The following is a 16,098-nucleotide window of genomic DNA, read 5'->3' as shown; positions in this document are numbered from 1 at the left end:
CGGCATCGGTATTTCGGCTGGATCAGACGAGGCCCTCGACCTCGGCCACCGAGGGTGGAATCCGAGTCGACGCCGCGAACACGTCGATGAGCAGGTCCTCGTCCTCGTAATGGGCCGAGGCCGACAGGCCCGCGGTCTGTCGGGCGATCGCATGGACATCGTCGCCGGTCAGCGGATAATCCGCCACGACGTGGCGCCAGTGCGCGCACAGTAGGGTGCCCCCTGGCTCGAGGTGCGTCACGGCTTGTTCGAAGACGTCGCGCAGACTCGCGGTGTCGAGGTAATAGCAGACTTCACTCAATACGATGAGATCGAAATCCTCTGCCTCCCAGGGCTGTCCCAGACCCCACAGCCGCAACTCCACCGGTGCCTCGACCAGACGCGATCGCGCGGCGTCGAGGGCACGCTCAGCGATGTCGGTACTCACCAGATGATCGCAGCGACCGGCGAGTTCCTCGGTGAGCACTCCGATGGAGCACCCGGGCTCGAACCCTCTTCGATAGTGCGCCTTCGGCAGCATCGCCATCGTCAACGCGCGTTTGCGCCGCTCGTACCAGCGGGTGGTGAAGCGCCACGGGTCGTCGTCGTGGGCGTACATCCGGTCGAAGTAGCCCGGCGGCATAGGCGTTTCGTTCACTGGAAGAAGACCTCGTCCGGTGCGGTGAACCGCTGGAGGATATGCGCGGGCAGGACGGGACGGTCAGCCGGATGATCCGACAGCGGGCGGATCTGGGTGCGATGTTGCGCCATCGCCCGCGCCTTGGCCGCGACCGCCGACGGCGACAGCGGCAGTGCGAGGGCATTCTCCGCGGCCACTCGTGAATGGTCCGGACTGCCCCAGTGCCACATCCACACCGGGTACTCGAGCAGCTCGGTCGCGGTGTTGCCACAGGCCGTGGCGGCGGCACGGCCGACGGCTTCATGGTCGGGGTGACCGTCGTGGCGCCAGGTGGCCGCGCACCGCACTCCTGGTCCGCCGAGGCGCGACAGGACATAGGTGAGCAGTTCGGTGAGCTCGGTCTCCTGCTCCGCGACACTGCCGTCTGGCATACCGAGCCGCAACGGCGCGCCGGTGGCCAGTTCGTAGGCCGCGTTCTGCGATTCCTCGATACGCAGAGCGGCCAGCTCGGCAGGGGTGTGGGTGGGTGAGCCCGGATGCGAGGCCTCACCGTCGGTGACCGCGATCAGCGTGACCGGGATGTCGGCGGATCGCAGCTGCGCGATGAGTCCGCCCGCTCCGAGCACCTCGTCGTCAGGGTGCGGCGCGACCACCACGAGGTGCCGCCAGCCGTGGATCCGAAGTTCGGGTCGACTCGCCCGCCACGGCGCCCAGACACCTTCGCCCGCACCGGGACACTGCGTATCTATCAGCGGCCGGGTAACCATGAGAACTCCTTTTCCGCCTGGTCACGACCGAGGGCGGCCAGATCGCGTTCGGCATGACTCTGACGCAGGTACACGGTCAGGTCCGCGACCCGACGAGCATGGGCGCTGTCGCCGCACAGCGGTCCCGCGCCGAGCGCGCGCCCGACACGGTCCAAGGTCTCGGTCGCCGCGTTCTCGACCACCGCACGCACGGTCCGGGCGCGGACTCGACCGTCACCGGCGGTGTCTCGCGGATCGGCGTCGATCGCGTGCGCGGCGGCGGAAAGGCTGGCGCGAGCGCCGGACAGCGCGGCGGTGACCGCACCCAAGTGGGCAAGCGCATGGTCGTCGGCGCGTCCGGCGGCCGCGTGCCGATGCAGCGCTTCGGCGACCGCGCACGCGCTGCCGTACCAGCAAGCGGCGACGCCGATGGCGCCGTGCCAGAATCCGGGACGGCTCAGATACTCGCCGGGAACACCGATCATCCTGGCCGGGGCGTTGTCGAAATCGACCGCACCGGAGTCGGATTCACTCATTCCGACCGCTGGCCAGGTCTCGGGCACCGGCTGGGCGACTGCACGGTCGAGTGGCACCGCGAACAGCGCTCGCTGCTCGTCCGCGACGGCCGTGACCAGTGCGTGCGTGCACATGCTCGCACCTGAGCACCACAGCTTGCGGCCGTCCAGTACCCAACCGTCGGACACCGGACGGGCTCGCAGTACAGGGGAAGGCGGTTCCGCGGCCCACACGCCCCAAATCTCGCCGGACGGCGCCGCGGGACAGTCGGCGTTTACGCCACCACCGCCGAGCTCAGCCATGATCGCTACGGCATCGGCGTGCGCCTCGGCCAGTCGGCCGAGAACTGTGTCCTCATAAGCCATTTCGGCCAGGGCACGCCATCGCTCGAGAGTGCGTCCCGAGCCCGGCAACGGCAGATCCAGCCGCCCCGAGCTCGCGAGCGACTTCATGGCCGCCGCGATCCGCGGCTCGGCTGTCGCGCGTGGGCCGACTACAGGACTGCCCACGGACGTCACGAGACCTCCTGCGGCTCGTCACGTCCCAGCCTGCGCAGATGCTCGGCGAATCCGTGTGGCGCGCGGCCTCTTCGCCGGGCAGAGGTGGTGACGCGGACGTCCTCCGCCCAGGCGATCCTGGCCCCGGCGGCTTGCAGCCGAACGGCCAGGTCCACGTCCTCGCCGGTGCGCAACGCGCGGAAACCGCCGATTCCCCAGTACGCGTCGGCCCGGAAGCCGAGCGCGGCGCCGTGGAGATGACCGTGACCGTCCGGCCCGTGGACGCGGTATTCGTGCTCGTAGATCCGTCGGGTCCGCGCCGAGTGCGCGTCCCACTGCCGCACCTCCACCACGCCCGCCACCACCTCGAAACCCCTTCGCGCGTAATCGAGTTGGGCCGACAACCAGGATTCTTCGACCTCGGAGTCGGCGTCGGTGGTCGCAAACCAGGTTCGGGCATCGCACGCCGCGCCCGCGTGCTCGAATCCTCGCCGCCGCGCGGCCCCGACATTGCGCTCGCTGACCGTCAGCACCTCGGCTGTCGAAGCGACCCGTGCCGAGCCATCGGTGCAGGCGTCGAGCACGACCTGCACGCGAACCGGAATGTCGACTCGGCGCACGGCACGTTCCAGAGCCGCGAGACATCGCGGAAGCAGTCGCTCCTCGTTACGGGCCGGAACCACCACGATGACCCTGTCTATGTCACCGATCATGACCCGGTACTACACACCACGACCAACGCCTGATTCATGAGATACGTCTACCCGCCTTTACCCAGGGCAAACAGCCCCGAGCGGGTCGATCCGCGTGGTCGGAACGATGGCGGGACTCTTGACGGCTCGGCATCTCGCGCGTAATTTACCAATCAGTCAATTGTACCCGTGACCATTAGTAACATATATCTGCGACCCTGACCGGCGGGCGCGAGCCCGGCGGTCCAGCAAAGGAGCAATGGCGCTCATGGAACACACCACGGCACTTTCGCAGCCTCCTGCCGCCGACCGTCGATCGCGCGTGCTCGATCGCCTCGCACGCCCGATACTCGACGCCGTCCTGCCGCGTATCGACTCGCGTATTCCGGGGTCGACCATGCCTTTCGACACCCCGGAGATGATGAAGCCGCACGCCGGGTCCCGGCGATGGGCATGGACGCACTACGGGGTGTTCCTCCCTGAGCTCCCCGGCCCCCACCGATACCTGAACACGATGACCTTGATCGGCGCGACCGGTGCGCTGGCCTTCGACAACGACTACCTCGCCGCCGATGATGCCCGCGACACGGCCACCGTACTGTCGTCCACCGCCGCCGACGGGCAGCACCACTACCGCGCCTACGACACCGGGCGCGACTGCTCTTTCGCCGATGACGGCTCCCGCCTCGACTGGGGCCACGACCTCAGCATCACCGGAGCCTATCCCCACTTCCACGTTCGCGGTCACTACGACAATTTCGAGGTGAGCCTCGATATCCAAGCGACGGAACAGGTTTCGTGGTTTGTTCGCACTCCGATCTACGACCACCTCAGCCTGCTCGCGACCGCCACCGGAACTCTGACCGACAACACCGGCGCCACCGTTGCCATCGAACAGACGTTGTGCACGTTCGAATACGCCCGTTGCATGTCACCGCAAGCGCTGACGGCACAGGCACTCTCGACACGACGCAAGCTCCCCGTCGACTTCTTCACCTACCAGATCATCAACCTCGACAGCTCGACCCAGGTGCTACTGACCGAAGTGCGCGCCGCAGGCGCGGTCGCCTGCCTGCTCGCGTACGTACGGTGCCTCGACGGAACAACGCGCGTGTACGACGATGTCGCCATGACGGTCCTGTCCTATCAGGAGCAACCACTGGTCGATCCGCGCGGCCGCACGATGCGGGTCCCCCGACAACTTCGCTGGCGGGTGCGCGACGCGGCGGGTGCGGAGATCCTGACACTCGACGCCGACGTCGACAGTCCGCTCCGCTACGGGCACGGCCGCGGCTACGTCGGCGCCTACACCTACCGAGGAATCTGGCAGGGTCAGCGTCCGGTCACGGGCAGCGGTTACATGGAATGGATCGACTGCGAAGCGGGGCAGTAGAAAACTCTTCACGGCGGGACGTCCGGCAGCGGAAACGGATGCTAGTCGGGCGTCCCGTCACGCGCACCTGCTGTTCGGGTGAGGTGCTGGAGTTGTCCTTTATGGATGTCGTTCACCCACTCCCAGCCAGGCCTGACCGTTGGGCCGACCCGTGCGTCGTCGAAGACCTGGGTGTCACGCAGGGCGTGCACGTAGGCCCGATCCTGTGTGATCCTCGCGCGTACCTGATCACCTCTGCCGACCGACCCGTGACCGGGGACGACGACATCGACGTTGTCCGCCACGGCCTCGAGCAGGCGCAACCCCAGGAGATAGTCCTCCATGGGATTCGCGGCGTCCAAATCGAGCATCGGAACGAAGAGGTCGGAGAGCATGTCGCCGGCGACGAGAACCCCACGTTCTTCGACCACCAGCGCCGCATGGCCCTCGGCATGCGCCGGATGTTCGATAATCCGGGTCTCAGGGCCGTCCCACGGAATAGTTTCGGCACGCAGAGCCGTAATGAGTCCGAACGGGTCCAGCGGTATGTCCTCGGCGATTTCCGGCGGTAACCCCTCGACAACGCGGGCCTTCCAGTCCGCGTTCGACCGCAGATCCTGCATAAAGGCTGCGCAGCGGGCCGTACCGTAGCGAGGCACTTCGCCGAGTTCGGCATGCCAGAGCACGTGATCCCAATCAGGATGTGTCGAGAAGCCCGCGACAACGGGCTGACCCAGCTGACGAAGGTCGTTCGCCAGACAGACCATTTCGGCGCTCGTTATCCCCGCGTCTACGAGTAGAACGCCGTCCCTGCCCTGCACGACAACGGTGTTGTTCTGCAGTAGCTCGCTCCGGTGGACCAGTACGCCCTCCGCGACCTCCGTCAGCATGGGGATCCTCCCTCTTGTGGTGCCGCCGCAGATCGACGGCCTATCACTGGGCCACCGGCCGGAAGCGAACGCTGAGCTCCTCGTTCGGGGCACCATCGTGCACACGATCGAGGCGCACAGGTGCGCAGCCCGGCCTGTCGAACAACCGAATGCCGTCGCCGAGCAGAACCGGCAGGATGTGCAGGTCGAGCTCATCGATCAGGCCGCGCTCGATCAACTGCGCCCCGATCGACGCCGAATGGATCTCGACGTTCTTGCCGCCGGCGGCTGCCAAGGCGATCCGCACGGCCTCGGCGACGTCGCAATCGAGAAACGTGACATCGTCGGCCGGTGCGGCGTCCTCGGGATGGTGGGTGAGAACGAAGACCGAGCCCTGCCAAGCCTCCCCGCCGCCGTAGGGACGAGCCCCGGGAAACGCGTCCCACCCATCACGGCCACCGAGCACGGCGCCCGTGGTCTCGGTGTACTCCTGTTCCAGCCCGGACTTGCCGGAGAACCCCGCCATCCAGTCCATCGCGTGGTTCGGCCCGGCGACGAACCCGTCGAGCGACATCGTGAAGTGCCAGAGCACCTTGCCTGCCGCGGTCTGAGGTTCCGGATGGGGAGTTGTGTTCATATCGACTATGACTCCCCTGGCCTGCGAAACTCATCGGTGCGGCGACGCTGACCCATAAGGTTGGGCGACCCCGTCGACAACGCCGCCTTCGTCGGTGGCAGAGCTACCCGGGCCACCGGCTCGACCCGAGGAACCGATGACTTTCTCCCGCACCGCGTCTCGCGCGCTCACCGCGATGGCGGTCACCGCGACAGCCGCCGTCCTTCCCATCGCGAATACGGCTTCCGCCGAACCGGTTTCGTGCCCGCAATGGACTCGGCACACCGTCGCGGCGGGCTACGGGATACTCGAGAATCTCGGTTTCGACGGTCGCGGCAACCTGCTGCTGGCCGAGCAATCGGCCACCGGATCGGCCGGCTCCCTGCAACGCCTCGGCGCTGACGGCGCGAGATCTGTCGCTGTCGACGGTATCGACGGCCCCGGCGCCATCCTGGCCGTCGGCGACACCGCGTATTTCACGACGGGCAACACCGCCACCGCCGCACTCACCGGCCGCACCGACGGCACGATCGGCGCACTGCATCTCGACAGCGGCACCGTGACGACGGTGGCCACCGGCCTGACGATGCCGAACGGGTTGGCACAGTTGCCCAACGGCGACTTCGTCGTCAGCAGGGACATCGGCGCGGGCACCCTGACCCGCGTCACCCCCGACAACGTCGCGACACCGTATGCGCCGTCGCTGAGCTCCACCAACGGCCTCGCGTTCGACCGACAACGCCACCGGCTCATCGTCTCGACGACGTTCGACCCCACCTCGGTCATCGCCGCCGTCGACTACGCCGATCCCGACAGCCCACCGCGACAGGCGGTGATTCCGGGCGCCGGACCGCTGAACTCGGCGGATGATCTGACCGTCGGCCCGGACGGCACGGTCTACGTGGCACTGAACGTGGCGGGCAGTATTCAGCAGGTCGATGTGGACACCGGCCAGACCTGCGCGATCGCGGACGGTCTGCCCTTGTCCTCGTCGGCACGGTTCGGATCCGGACCCGGATGGGACCCGAACGCGTTGTACGTCACCAGCTTCCTCGGCACGGTCACCGAGCTCACACCGCCCTGATTCCTGCCACGAGTCGATCACCAGCGGGTTCATCCGCGAACCGACAGCCAACCAGTCGAGCGATCGTTTCTACGAGCGAAGCCGGAGGCCGCCATGTCGCCACCCGGAGACACCACTGAGGTTACCGTCGAACTCGATCGGGAAGAACGCGCCATCGAGGTTCCCGACGATCTCGCACGCGCCCTGGAACCAAGATCATCACCGAGCTCACCGGAGAAGCCTCGCCCTTGCGCTCGAAATTGCTAGGTAGCCAACAGGATTCACTTTCCTGAATGCGTTCCGAAGGGGTTCGACCGCGGATATTCTCGAAAGATGGATACCCCGGTTGTCATCCAGCGCCCGCCAGTAGCCGTGTTCCGGACAGTGCGGGACGGGGGAACCACCGCGAGCCTGAGCGCCGAGGTTCAGGCCGCAGCGGCACGGACGGCAACGGCACTGGCGGAGGTGCCGACCCATGCCGGTCCGGTCGAGCGCACGACGGCGTTGCGGCAAGGGACGGCCGCTGTCGGCGAGCTGGTCGACACGCTGACCTCGGAGTCCTTACCGATTGTCGGTGAGGACCTCCCCGCAGAGTCGGTGAGTCAGTCGTTCTTCCGGGTTCGTGAGGTGGAGCTTTCCGATCAGCAAGCGGCACTGCACGGCGCCCTGGTCATCCATCGTGGTGTGGCGGACCTGTGCAGGGCCCCGCTGTCCGGTGCGGACTTGGCGGTGGAGGTCGCGGGCATGCGGCAGGCCGTGCTCGACCTCACCGGCGCCGTACAGGCCGACGGGCCGACCGACCAATTCTCCGTTCCCGCTGCGGTGGAACACATTTCGTTGGAGAGCGAGTGGACGGCGCGATGGCTCGTCGGGCACCAGGTCCACGTCCTGTTCAACATCTGCGCGGCCGTCGCGGTGACCGATGCCGCGCATCATCTCCGCCACGGCGCGATCGACGCCGCGTTGGACCGGCTCGAACACGCGACCACTTACGTGCGCGGTTTCCCGGCCGCGATGATCCACGCCGGCACGATCCCGGTGGAGTACTACATATCCGCCGTTCGCCCGAGCATGCAGCCGCCGGAGGTGTCGACTCCATTGAGCGGCAGGCAGCATCGCGGCTACAAAACCTTCCGCAGCGCGATGAAGGACCTACTCACCGTGGTCCCGGACTCCTACGATGAGCTCGCTGCCCGCGATCCAGAACTCGCCGCTGCCCGCGACGCCCTCCTCGAGGCCGACCTCGTCGACAGCGAACGTCACATCACACTCGCCTACTCGATGGTGCGACTGCGCCGTTCCATCGCGCAATCGCCCACCGGCCCGGACAACGCCGTCGGCGAGCTCCGGTTGATGCGCCATCGGCGGGCCGCCCAGTACGCACCGCTGATCCGGTTCGGCGACCACTACATCGCCAACGCCGTGTCATCCCTACGACATGGATGAACAGCCGGATGGACCGAACCGGAAGGGCGTCGATGCACGAAATCGCTGACACCGTCGATACCGCAGACCTGGAGCTGACTCCCCCTGACACAGCCGAGATCGACCGACTGGCTCGCGCCCTGTGCACCGGAGAACGGGACCGGGTGGACGACCCGGCCTGGGTCGCGCGCGCCCGGTACTCCTGGGATGCGATGCCGCTGAGACTGCGTCGCGGCGTTCGACAATTCCGCCGATACTCGGGACCACTGGGATCGCTGGTGATCCACGGCCTGCCGGTCGACGAAACGATGCTGCCCGACACGCCCTCGACAGCGGATTCGGTGCAGCGTACGGCGGTTGTCTCCGCCGCCGTCCTCACCATGATCGCCTGCGGGCTCGGTGACCCGGCCGCCTATCTGGCCGAGAAGTCCGGCGCTCTGGTGCAGGACGTCGTACCGGTGCCGGGCAAGGAATCCTTCTCCGGAAACGCCGGTTCGGCATTGCTGACCTTCCACAACGAGAATGCCTTCCACCTGCACGAACCCGACTACGTGCTCTTGCTGTGCCTGCGCGGCGACCACGAACGGATCGCCGGTCTGCGGACCGCCTGCCTTCGTCGAGCGCTCCCGCTGCTGAGCGCGGCGGCCCGGGACACGCTGTTCACACCCGAATTCATCACCGCACCGCCACCGTCGTTCCCCTCCGACAACGCCGTGCGCTCGCCGCAGCCGCTGCTCTCGGGCGCGGTCGAGGACCCCGATATCCGGATGGCCACGATCGCCACGACCGCGCTGACACCGCGCGCCGAGGCAGCGCTGGCCGAATTCGGCCGAGCCTGCGACTCTGTCGCCCGCACCACGGTGCTCACCCCCGGCGACATGGCCATTATCGACAACCGGGTCACTGTCCACGGCCGGACCGCCTTCCGGCCTCGCTACGACGGCGCGGACCGCTGGGTGCAACGCACGTTCGCCCTCGCCGATCTGCGCCGATCCCGCGACCATCGAACGGACGACGGATACGTCCTCACCCGGTGATCCGGGGTTTCCGCCAGCGCATCCGAGTCGGGCGCGCAAGGCTACGTCGCGATCCTCGCACGGCCGGGCCGGACCCGCTCTCCGCTCGGTCGGCTAGGTTCGAGTCCATGAGTCGCACCACGACCGTCCTCGACAGCATCGACATCGCTGCCGACCCGGTCTCTGTCTATCAGCAAGTCAGCGATCCGACACTGATGGGTCGGTGGAGTCCGGAGAACCGCGGAGCACGGGTCACGCAGGCGCGCGAGTCCACCTATGTGGGAATGGAATTCGAAGGGTTCAACAAGCGGGGCTTTGCTCGCTGGGTGACCCGCTGCGTGGTGATCGCGGCAGAGCCGGGGAAGGTGTTCGCGTTTCGCGTCGAGGCGATCGGCGTGCGACGGCCATGGCTTCGCGGGGGTATCGCGACCTGGGAGTACCGATTCGAGCCGTCCAACGGTGGTACCCGGGTCACCGAGACCTGGCACGACGATCGCAAGACCTGGCCGAACGCGGTGGTTCAAGTCTTCGACCGGATCGCCACCGGCGGCGACACCTTCGTGCAATTCCAGCGCAAGAACATCCACCGCACCCTGCGCAACCTCAAGCAGCAGCTCGAGTCGGCCGACTGAACAACGCCAAGCAGCGGCGACGACAGCGGCACCGCGAGAACTCACTTGTGGGCGCGGCGGGTGGTGAGAACTCCGGCGATCCAGCCGACGATGAACATCGTCAACAGGATCAGCCACATCGGGGAACTGATCGTGATCAACAGGAACTCGACAGATACCTTTCCTCTGTTCTCGAAGACGAAAATGATGGCAAGGATGCTCAGCCCGATCGCGACCCATTGCGTAGGTGAGACGCGACGCAGCAGGGACGGCTTGTCGGCGGCTTTGTTCATCAGAATCCTTCTCCTCTTCGGTATCGGATGGCGTTCACTCGGTGCCTCGCAGGATCTCGCGTAATCGCTCGGTGTCGGTCGCGGTCCAGTCGGGTGGCGCCAGAATCGCGGCCCATGCATCGGCGATCACAGCCTGGAAGGTATGACCGTGCCCGTCGGGCACGTCGACCGAGACAGCCATGTCCGCCGAGACCTGCAGGAACGTCACCACGGGGATCCAGCGGGTGCTCGGCAGGACATCGCGACCACGTTCCTCGTCGAGCCAGTCCGGTTTCTGGAACAGCAGTTGTGGTGTCCACCAGGTGATCGGGTCAGAGGCATGCTGGAGGTAGACCACTCTGGGCGAGCCCCACTCCGGATCGGGACGGGCGAGATCGGGTGCGTCGGCGACGAAACGCACGGTATTCCCGTCGCGGTAGATCGGCAGCCATTGCGGAGAACCCGGGTCGCGTCGCGCGGTGGCGTCGCGCCAGACCGGGTTGGTGGCGGTGGGACCGACGAACAAGACCCCGTCGGTGCGGGCCGCCATGTCCTGGATGCCGGAGAACGCCGCTTCACCACCGAAAGATCCGAGGCTTTCCCCGAAGACCACCAGCTTGGGCCGACGATCGACCGGCAGTGTGTCCCACTCGGCGTGAACGGCCTCGAACAATGCGCGACCGGCTTGGCGCGCACGTTCCTGGTCGACGACAAAGGACAGCCAACTCGGCAGATAGGAATACTGCATGCTCACCAACGCGCTGTCACCGCCGGCCACATACTCCAATGCCGAGGCAGTCGACTCGTTGATCCACCCGGTTCCGGTGGTGGTCCCTATTCCGATGACCGAGCGTTCGAATCCACCGGCACGTCGTAATTCGGCAACCGCGAGATCTGCCTCGGCACTGATGGTCTCGGCGGATTCCAATCCGGTGTAGACACGGATCGGCTCACGCGCGGGCTTTCCACTGAATGCGGTCAATTCGAGCGCGGTCGGCCCGTTGGAGACGAAGATCTGTCCCTGCCTGCCCAGCGAGTCCCACGCCACCAGCGATCCGGGACCGCCGGAGCGCTCCGCGACGACAGGTTCTTCGGTATCCGGCGCACTCTTCTCGTTGACGGCCTTGAACGTTTCGTTGAGCAGCGACATCGCGACATCGGCCACCACCCCGTTGACCGCGGCGACGGCCACCACGGCAACAACCACACCGCCGAGCACCGCGGCGACGCGAGTGGGCATCACCCGCCCCAGTAACCCACCGACCCACCGCGACAACGCCCAGCACCCCCTCGCCACCGCGATCAGCACCGCGAACGCCACGACGGCGATCACCACGATGATCGGATAGGCATGCCAGGAAAGCCCGCTCACCCCCATGAGCGAACGCAAGTCGCGTTGCCAATCGGCGAACCAGGCCAGGGCGGCAATCGAACCGAGGCCGGCGACGATTCCCAGGCCCCACCACAACGCCGGAGGTGTCGGCCTGGGCTGCCGGTGCAGCATCCACCGCAGCAGCGCGGCGACGGCCACGCCGAGACCGTATCCGAACACCGCCGCGGCGCCGGTGACGACTCCTTGGAACAGCGGCCCTCTGGGCAGCAATGACGGCGTCAGCGACAACCACACCAGCACCAACGCCCCCACTGCCCCACCGAAGGCGAGCCCCCGACGTCGAAAGGAAGGGTTCGCGGCCTCCCCGCCCCGTCGCGCGACCGGACTTTCCTGGTCGCGGTCGGCGGCTGTGTCGCGCGACAGGGGATCCTCGGTGGTCCGATGTCGGTAGTGCCCACGCGTGGAATTCATTTGTTCCCCTGTGATTCGACCAACGATTCACCGGCACACGCATTCACTGCCGAACCGAAGCCGCGCTACAGCAGTTCGGTGATGATACGACCAGATGTCACCGCGACCCGGGATTGACGGTCATCGACACAGGCAATATCAGTTGACCACCGCCCGATCAGGAAGCCCTTCCGGTGCAACCACTGGGCGGAGCCCCTTGCGAGGAGGGCTGGCTAGGCGATGTCGAACGCGGCACGCAGGGTCGCGATCGCCTGGGCCACGGCCGCTTTGGCGGCATGGGTCTCGTGCATCGAGTTGACCATCACGAAATCGTGGATGATGGCCCCGTAGCGCACCTGGGTCACCGCTACGCCTGCCGTGCGCAGCTTTCCGGCGAAGGCCTCGCCCTCATCGCGCAGCACATCGGCTTCGCCGGTGATCACGAGCGCGGGCGGCAGTCCGGCCAGCTGTTCGGTGCTCGCCCGCAACGGCGACGCGGTGATCTGGGCGCGGTCCTCCGCACTGGTGGTGTACTGATCCCAGAACCACTTCATACCCTCACGGGTGAGGAAATAGCCCTCCGCGAACTCCTGGTAGGAGCCGGTGTCGAAATTCGCGTCGGTGACCGGGTAGAACAGCACCTGCTGCACGAAGGAGACATCGCCACGCTCCTTGGCCATCAAGGTCAGCGCGATGGCCATGTTGCCGCCGACCGAATCGCCCGCGATCGCGATCCGCGACTGGTCGAGACCCTTCTCGCCGCCATGAGCGGCGACCCATTTCGCGACGGCGTAGGACTGTTCGTTGGCCACCGGATACCGCACCTCGGGAGAGCGGTCGTATTCGGGGAACACCACGGCCGCGTTCACGCCGACGGCGAGGTCGCGCACCAGCCGGTCGTGGGTGTGCGCGTCACCGAACACCCAGCCCGCGCCGTGGGTGTAGACGATGACGGGCAGCGTCTCGGTCGTGCCACGAGGCTTGACGATTCGCACCCGCACCGAGCCGGTCGGGCCGCCCTCGACGGTGATCCACTCCTCGTCGATCTCGGGCTTGAAGATCGGCGAATCCTGGACCGAATCCACCGCCTTGCGCCCCTCTTCCGGGGCCAGTTGGTACAGGAACGGCGGTTGCGACGTCGCATCGACGAATTCCTGTGCTGCCTGCTCGAGCGAGATACCCAACGGATTGCCTGACATGATGACGCCCTTCTCTCGTAGTGGTGAACGATGTTGCTGGTCAGACCGATTCGGCGACAGCGTCGGTGATCACCTTCGTGACCTGCTCGGGGTGGGTCTGCATCACCAGGTGCGGTGCGTCGATCTCGACTACCGAACGCAGGCCGGCTCGCTTGTATCCGAAGCGTTCGACCTCCGGATTGATCGTGCGGTCGGCGCTGGACACGATTCCCCAGCCCGGCTTCGTCTTCCACGCAGCGGCGGTAGCGGCTTCGCCGAACGCGATGGCCGAGAGCGGGCGCTGGGAGACCGCGAGCACCTGCGCCTTCACCGTATCGAGGCCGGCGGCGAATACCGCGGCGAACGCGTCGATGTCGACCGATACATCCGTTCCCGGTGTATCGCCGTCGGTCGGGTAGGGCGCGTAAACCAAATTCGCCGCCAGATCGGAATCCGGAAAGCCGCCTTGCAATTGGCCGAGACTTTCGCCTTCATCGAGTGCGTATCCGGAGACATAGACCAGACCGACGACATTATCGGCGACACCGGCGACAGTGATGACCGCACCGCCGTAGGAGTGCCCGACGAGCAGTACCGGTCCCTCGATCTGCTCGACGAAGGACTTGATGTAGGTCGCGTCGGCGGACAAGCTCCGGTTGAAGATCGGCGGCGCCAGCACCCGATGACCGTCGGCGAGTAGCCGCTCGGTGACCGGGGACCAGCTGGACGCATCGGCGAAGGCGCCGTGCACGAGAACAATGGTCGGCGATGACATCGGATGAGGCTCCAATACTGGGCTGACGTGAACGGGTGAGCGATCCCGTCGAAGCGGTTGCTGTACCCGCATCAGTCTTCACCGGTCAACCCGTCGTGCGCCCCCCTCAACAGGCCGCAAAAGCCTCCGATCAGGACACGGCCCGCGTGTCCGCGACCTCGACCAGGGCGGTGGAGCCGGTGGATCGGAACCGTTGCTGGTATTTGCTGGGAGAAATGCCCAGCCGTGCGACGAACGCGCGCCGCAACGCTTCACTGCTGCCGTACCCGGCGGCCATCGCCGCCTCTGTCACGCTGCACCCGGTATGCAGTATGTCCCTGGCCATGCCGAATCGGATGAACGCGACGTATTCGGCGGGCGAGCGTTCGAGTTCGGTGCGGAACAGTCTGGTCAGGTGCCGCACGCTGACCCTGGCATGGGCCGCCAGACTCTGCACCGTATGCGGAAAAGCGGGATCCGCGCAGATCAGATCGACGACGCCGCGCAGCAGTGGGCTGCGCGGGGTCGGCCCGCTCAGTGACGCCGAGAACTGCGACTGCCCGCCCGCCCGCTGCATGTACACCACCAGCGACTGTGCCACCTGGCGGGCGATATCCGCTCCGTGGTCCTCCTCGAGCAGCGCGAGCGCGAGATCCACACCAGCCGCCACGCCCGCCGAGCTGTACAGGTTGCCGTCGCGGACGAAGATCGCATCCGGTTCGACGGCGATCGCGGGGAACCGTCTCGCCAAGTCGGCGGCGAACTTCCAGTGGGTCGTCGCGCGCCTGCCGTCGAGTAGTCCGAGCTCTGCCAGCACATATGCCCCGCTACAGATCGATGCCACGCGCCGGGTCTTCCCGATCAAATGCCGTGTCGCTGCCAGCAACTCGGATGTCACGAACTTCTCGGGCGGCAGTTCACTGCCCGGTATGACGACCGTATCGAACCGGTCGGCATCGGCCGCGGCACAACCGACCTGAACGCGCGCCCCGATCGAGGTCTGCACATCGCGGCCATCCGCCGAGATCAGGACCACTTCGTAGCGCGCCACGGCTTGATTCGCTTCGACGAACACCTCTGCGGGCCCGACGAAGTCCAGCATCTTGACGCCGTCGAACACCAGAACGCCGACCCGCTTGCGGGGCACTTCAGCGAATATTGAGGACATGGCAACCATTATTCTGCAGTCATGCCTGTCGCGCACGACTGCCCTCGCCGAACCTGGGGCCGGGAGCGCGACGTCGCGGACGAACTGGGCCCGGCGCTCGCAGTAACGCGTGGCAAACATCCTTCAAGCGCCCTCGACCGAGTCGAAAATTGATGGACAATTCGATCGAAGGACCAGATGAAAAGCTCTTTACAACGGACACCAAGGCGCCATCACCGATGTGTCGAGTAACACTTTCAACCACCTAGCGATCTTTCAGACAACATCGATTTCAGGAGGTTCGACATGCTTTCTGCGAAGAGACTCGCTGCTAGTGCCGTTGTTGTCACCGCCACTGCTGCCGCTGCGCTCGTCGGTGGCGGCGTGGCCCAAGCCGACGTACCGGTGTGGCAGGCCAACTGCCACGTGTACAACATCTTCAACACCGGCGGGATGGCCAATTGCGAGCTGCCGACCTGGCATCAAGTGAAGCTCACTTGCGTCGCGTGGCCCGTCCCGTTCGTCTACTGGAAGTACGGCCCCGCGCAGTACGGGCAGAACCAGTCGTGGGCAAGTTGCGACTCGCTCAACGCGATGGTGGGGATCGAGGTCATCCAGGCGTAGCTCGGCTCAGCCGACCGGGGCAGCGAATGCGCTTGCCTCCCGCGCCGCCGTCTCAGCAGGCCCGATCGGTATCGGACTGCGCGAAGCGGGCGACGGCGCGGACGGCGGCCTCGCCCATGGCGGGGCGGTCCATGCCGTAGTGGGTGCCGAAAGATATTCGGATCGAACGCCTTTCGCTGCTCCGAGCTACTCCCGCTAGCAGGCCGACCGTCCACCACCACCGCCGGCCGGCCTGCGGGGTTTCCATTGGCCCACCAGTACCCAGGCCTCCTGTGTCGATCGCGTGCTTTCTCGAGGT

At 66.4% G+C, this 16,098-nt stretch carries 17 protein-coding genes; 6 read left to right on the top strand and 11 right to left on the bottom strand.

The features are described from left to right. Positions 1-22 precede the first annotated feature (22 nt). The 4 genes from IBJ82_RS06840 to IBJ82_RS06825 form a co-directional block, all read right to left on the bottom strand. Positions 23-637: a class I SAM-dependent methyltransferase gene (locus IBJ82_RS06840; protein WP_370585184.1), complete on the bottom strand. Its 615-nt coding sequence runs from the start codon at positions 635-637 to the stop codon at positions 23-25. Beyond that, complete coding sequence (locus tag IBJ82_RS06835) at positions 634-1,386, bottom strand: PIG-L deacetylase family protein (RefSeq protein WP_194825008.1); 753 nt, start codon at positions 1,384-1,386, stop codon at positions 634-636. Before IBJ82_RS06835 ends, IBJ82_RS06840 begins: the two co-directional genes overlap by 4 nt. Continuing rightward, a complete protein-coding gene (locus tag IBJ82_RS06830) occupies positions 1,368-2,333 on the bottom strand; it encodes an acyl-CoA dehydrogenase family protein (RefSeq protein WP_194825225.1) in 966 nt (321 codons plus the stop codon). Before IBJ82_RS06830 ends, IBJ82_RS06835 begins: the two co-directional genes overlap by 19 nt. 62 nt (positions 2,334-2,395) lie before the next feature. Beyond that, complete coding sequence (locus IBJ82_RS06825) at positions 2,396-3,091, bottom strand: glycosyltransferase family 2 protein (protein ID WP_194825007.1); 696 nt, start codon at positions 3,089-3,091, stop codon at positions 2,396-2,398. 247 nt (positions 3,092-3,338) lie between these two features. On the opposite strand from IBJ82_RS06825, the gene IBJ82_RS06820 reads away from it, so the two are divergent. Next, on the top strand, positions 3,339-4,463 hold the full coding sequence (locus tag IBJ82_RS06820; protein WP_194825006.1) for a DUF6670 family protein: 1,125 nt from the start codon (positions 3,339-3,341) through the stop codon (positions 4,461-4,463). A gap of 41 nt (positions 4,464-4,504) precedes the next feature. Here the strand turns inward: IBJ82_RS06820 and IBJ82_RS06815 are convergent, their stop codons facing one another. Continuing rightward, the gene (locus tag IBJ82_RS06815; protein ID WP_194825005.1) at positions 4,505-5,332 is read right to left on the bottom strand and encodes an MBL fold metallo-hydrolase; all 828 of its coding nucleotides are present in this window, start codon (positions 5,330-5,332) and stop codon (positions 4,505-4,507) included. A gap of 43 nt (positions 5,333-5,375) precedes the next feature. Further along, a complete protein-coding gene (locus IBJ82_RS06810) occupies positions 5,376-5,948 on the bottom strand; it encodes a dihydrofolate reductase family protein (protein WP_194825004.1) in 573 nt (190 codons plus the stop codon). A 136-nt stretch (positions 5,949-6,084) separates the two neighbouring features. Between IBJ82_RS06810 and IBJ82_RS06805 the strand changes: the two genes are divergently transcribed. The 4 genes from IBJ82_RS06805 to IBJ82_RS06790 all read left to right on the top strand — a co-directional run bounded on the left by IBJ82_RS06805 (position 6,085) and on the right by IBJ82_RS06790 (position 10,063). Further along, on the top strand, positions 6,085-7,011 hold the full coding sequence (locus tag IBJ82_RS06805) for an SMP-30/gluconolactonase/LRE family protein (RefSeq protein ID WP_228536466.1): 927 nt from the start codon (positions 6,085-6,087) through the stop codon (positions 7,009-7,011). 312 nt (positions 7,012-7,323) lie between these two features. Next, entirely contained in the window at positions 7,324-8,436 is a 1,113-nt protein-coding gene (locus IBJ82_RS06800) for a hypothetical protein (RefSeq protein WP_228536465.1), read from the top strand. 32 nt (positions 8,437-8,468) lie between these two features. Further along, a complete protein-coding gene (locus tag IBJ82_RS06795; protein WP_194825003.1) occupies positions 8,469-9,452 on the top strand; it encodes a TauD/TfdA family dioxygenase in 984 nt (327 codons plus the stop codon). A gap of 107 nt (positions 9,453-9,559) precedes the next feature. After that, positions 9,560-10,063: an SRPBCC family protein gene (locus IBJ82_RS06790; protein ID WP_194825002.1), complete on the top strand. Its 504-nt coding sequence runs from the start codon at positions 9,560-9,562 to the stop codon at positions 10,061-10,063. Between the two features lie 41 nt (positions 10,064-10,104). Here IBJ82_RS06790 and IBJ82_RS06785 read toward each other — a convergent pair whose 3' ends face one another. From IBJ82_RS06785 to IBJ82_RS06765, 5 genes are all read right to left on the bottom strand, one after another. Next, a complete protein-coding gene (locus IBJ82_RS06785; protein WP_228536464.1) occupies positions 10,105-10,335 on the bottom strand; it encodes a hypothetical protein in 231 nt (76 codons plus the stop codon). Positions 10,336-10,369: 34 nt separating this feature from the next. Continuing rightward, the gene (locus IBJ82_RS06780) at positions 10,370-12,118 is read right to left on the bottom strand and encodes an alpha/beta-hydrolase family protein (protein WP_194825001.1); all 1,749 of its coding nucleotides are present in this window, start codon (positions 12,116-12,118) and stop codon (positions 10,370-10,372) included. A 212-nt stretch (positions 12,119-12,330) separates the two neighbouring features. Beyond that, on the bottom strand, positions 12,331-13,296 hold the full coding sequence (locus IBJ82_RS06775; protein ID WP_194825000.1) for an alpha/beta hydrolase: 966 nt from the start codon (positions 13,294-13,296) through the stop codon (positions 12,331-12,333). Between the two features lie 40 nt (positions 13,297-13,336). Next, positions 13,337-14,050 carry an alpha/beta fold hydrolase gene (locus tag IBJ82_RS06770; protein ID WP_194824999.1) on the bottom strand — a complete coding sequence of 238 codons (714 nt, stop codon included), beginning with the start codon at positions 14,048-14,050 and terminating at the stop codon, positions 13,337-13,339. 130 nt (positions 14,051-14,180) lie between these two features. Continuing rightward, entirely contained in the window at positions 14,181-15,197 is a 1,017-nt protein-coding gene (locus IBJ82_RS06765) for a GlxA family transcriptional regulator (protein WP_194825221.1), read from the bottom strand. Positions 15,198-15,482: 285 nt separating this feature from the next. Between IBJ82_RS06765 and IBJ82_RS06760 the strand changes: the two genes are divergently transcribed. Continuing rightward, on the top strand, positions 15,483-15,800 hold the full coding sequence (locus tag IBJ82_RS06760) for a hypothetical protein (RefSeq protein ID WP_194824998.1): 318 nt from the start codon (positions 15,483-15,485) through the stop codon (positions 15,798-15,800). Positions 15,801-16,098: the final 298 nt, after the last annotated feature.

The organism is Nocardia sp. XZ_19_231 (assembly GCF_015355705.1).
Lineage (GTDB): Bacteria > Actinomycetota > Actinomycetes > Mycobacteriales > Mycobacteriaceae > Nocardia > Nocardia salmonicida.
Note: the sequence above shows the minus strand (reverse complement) of the source record. Positions and strands in the feature narration are given on the sequence as shown.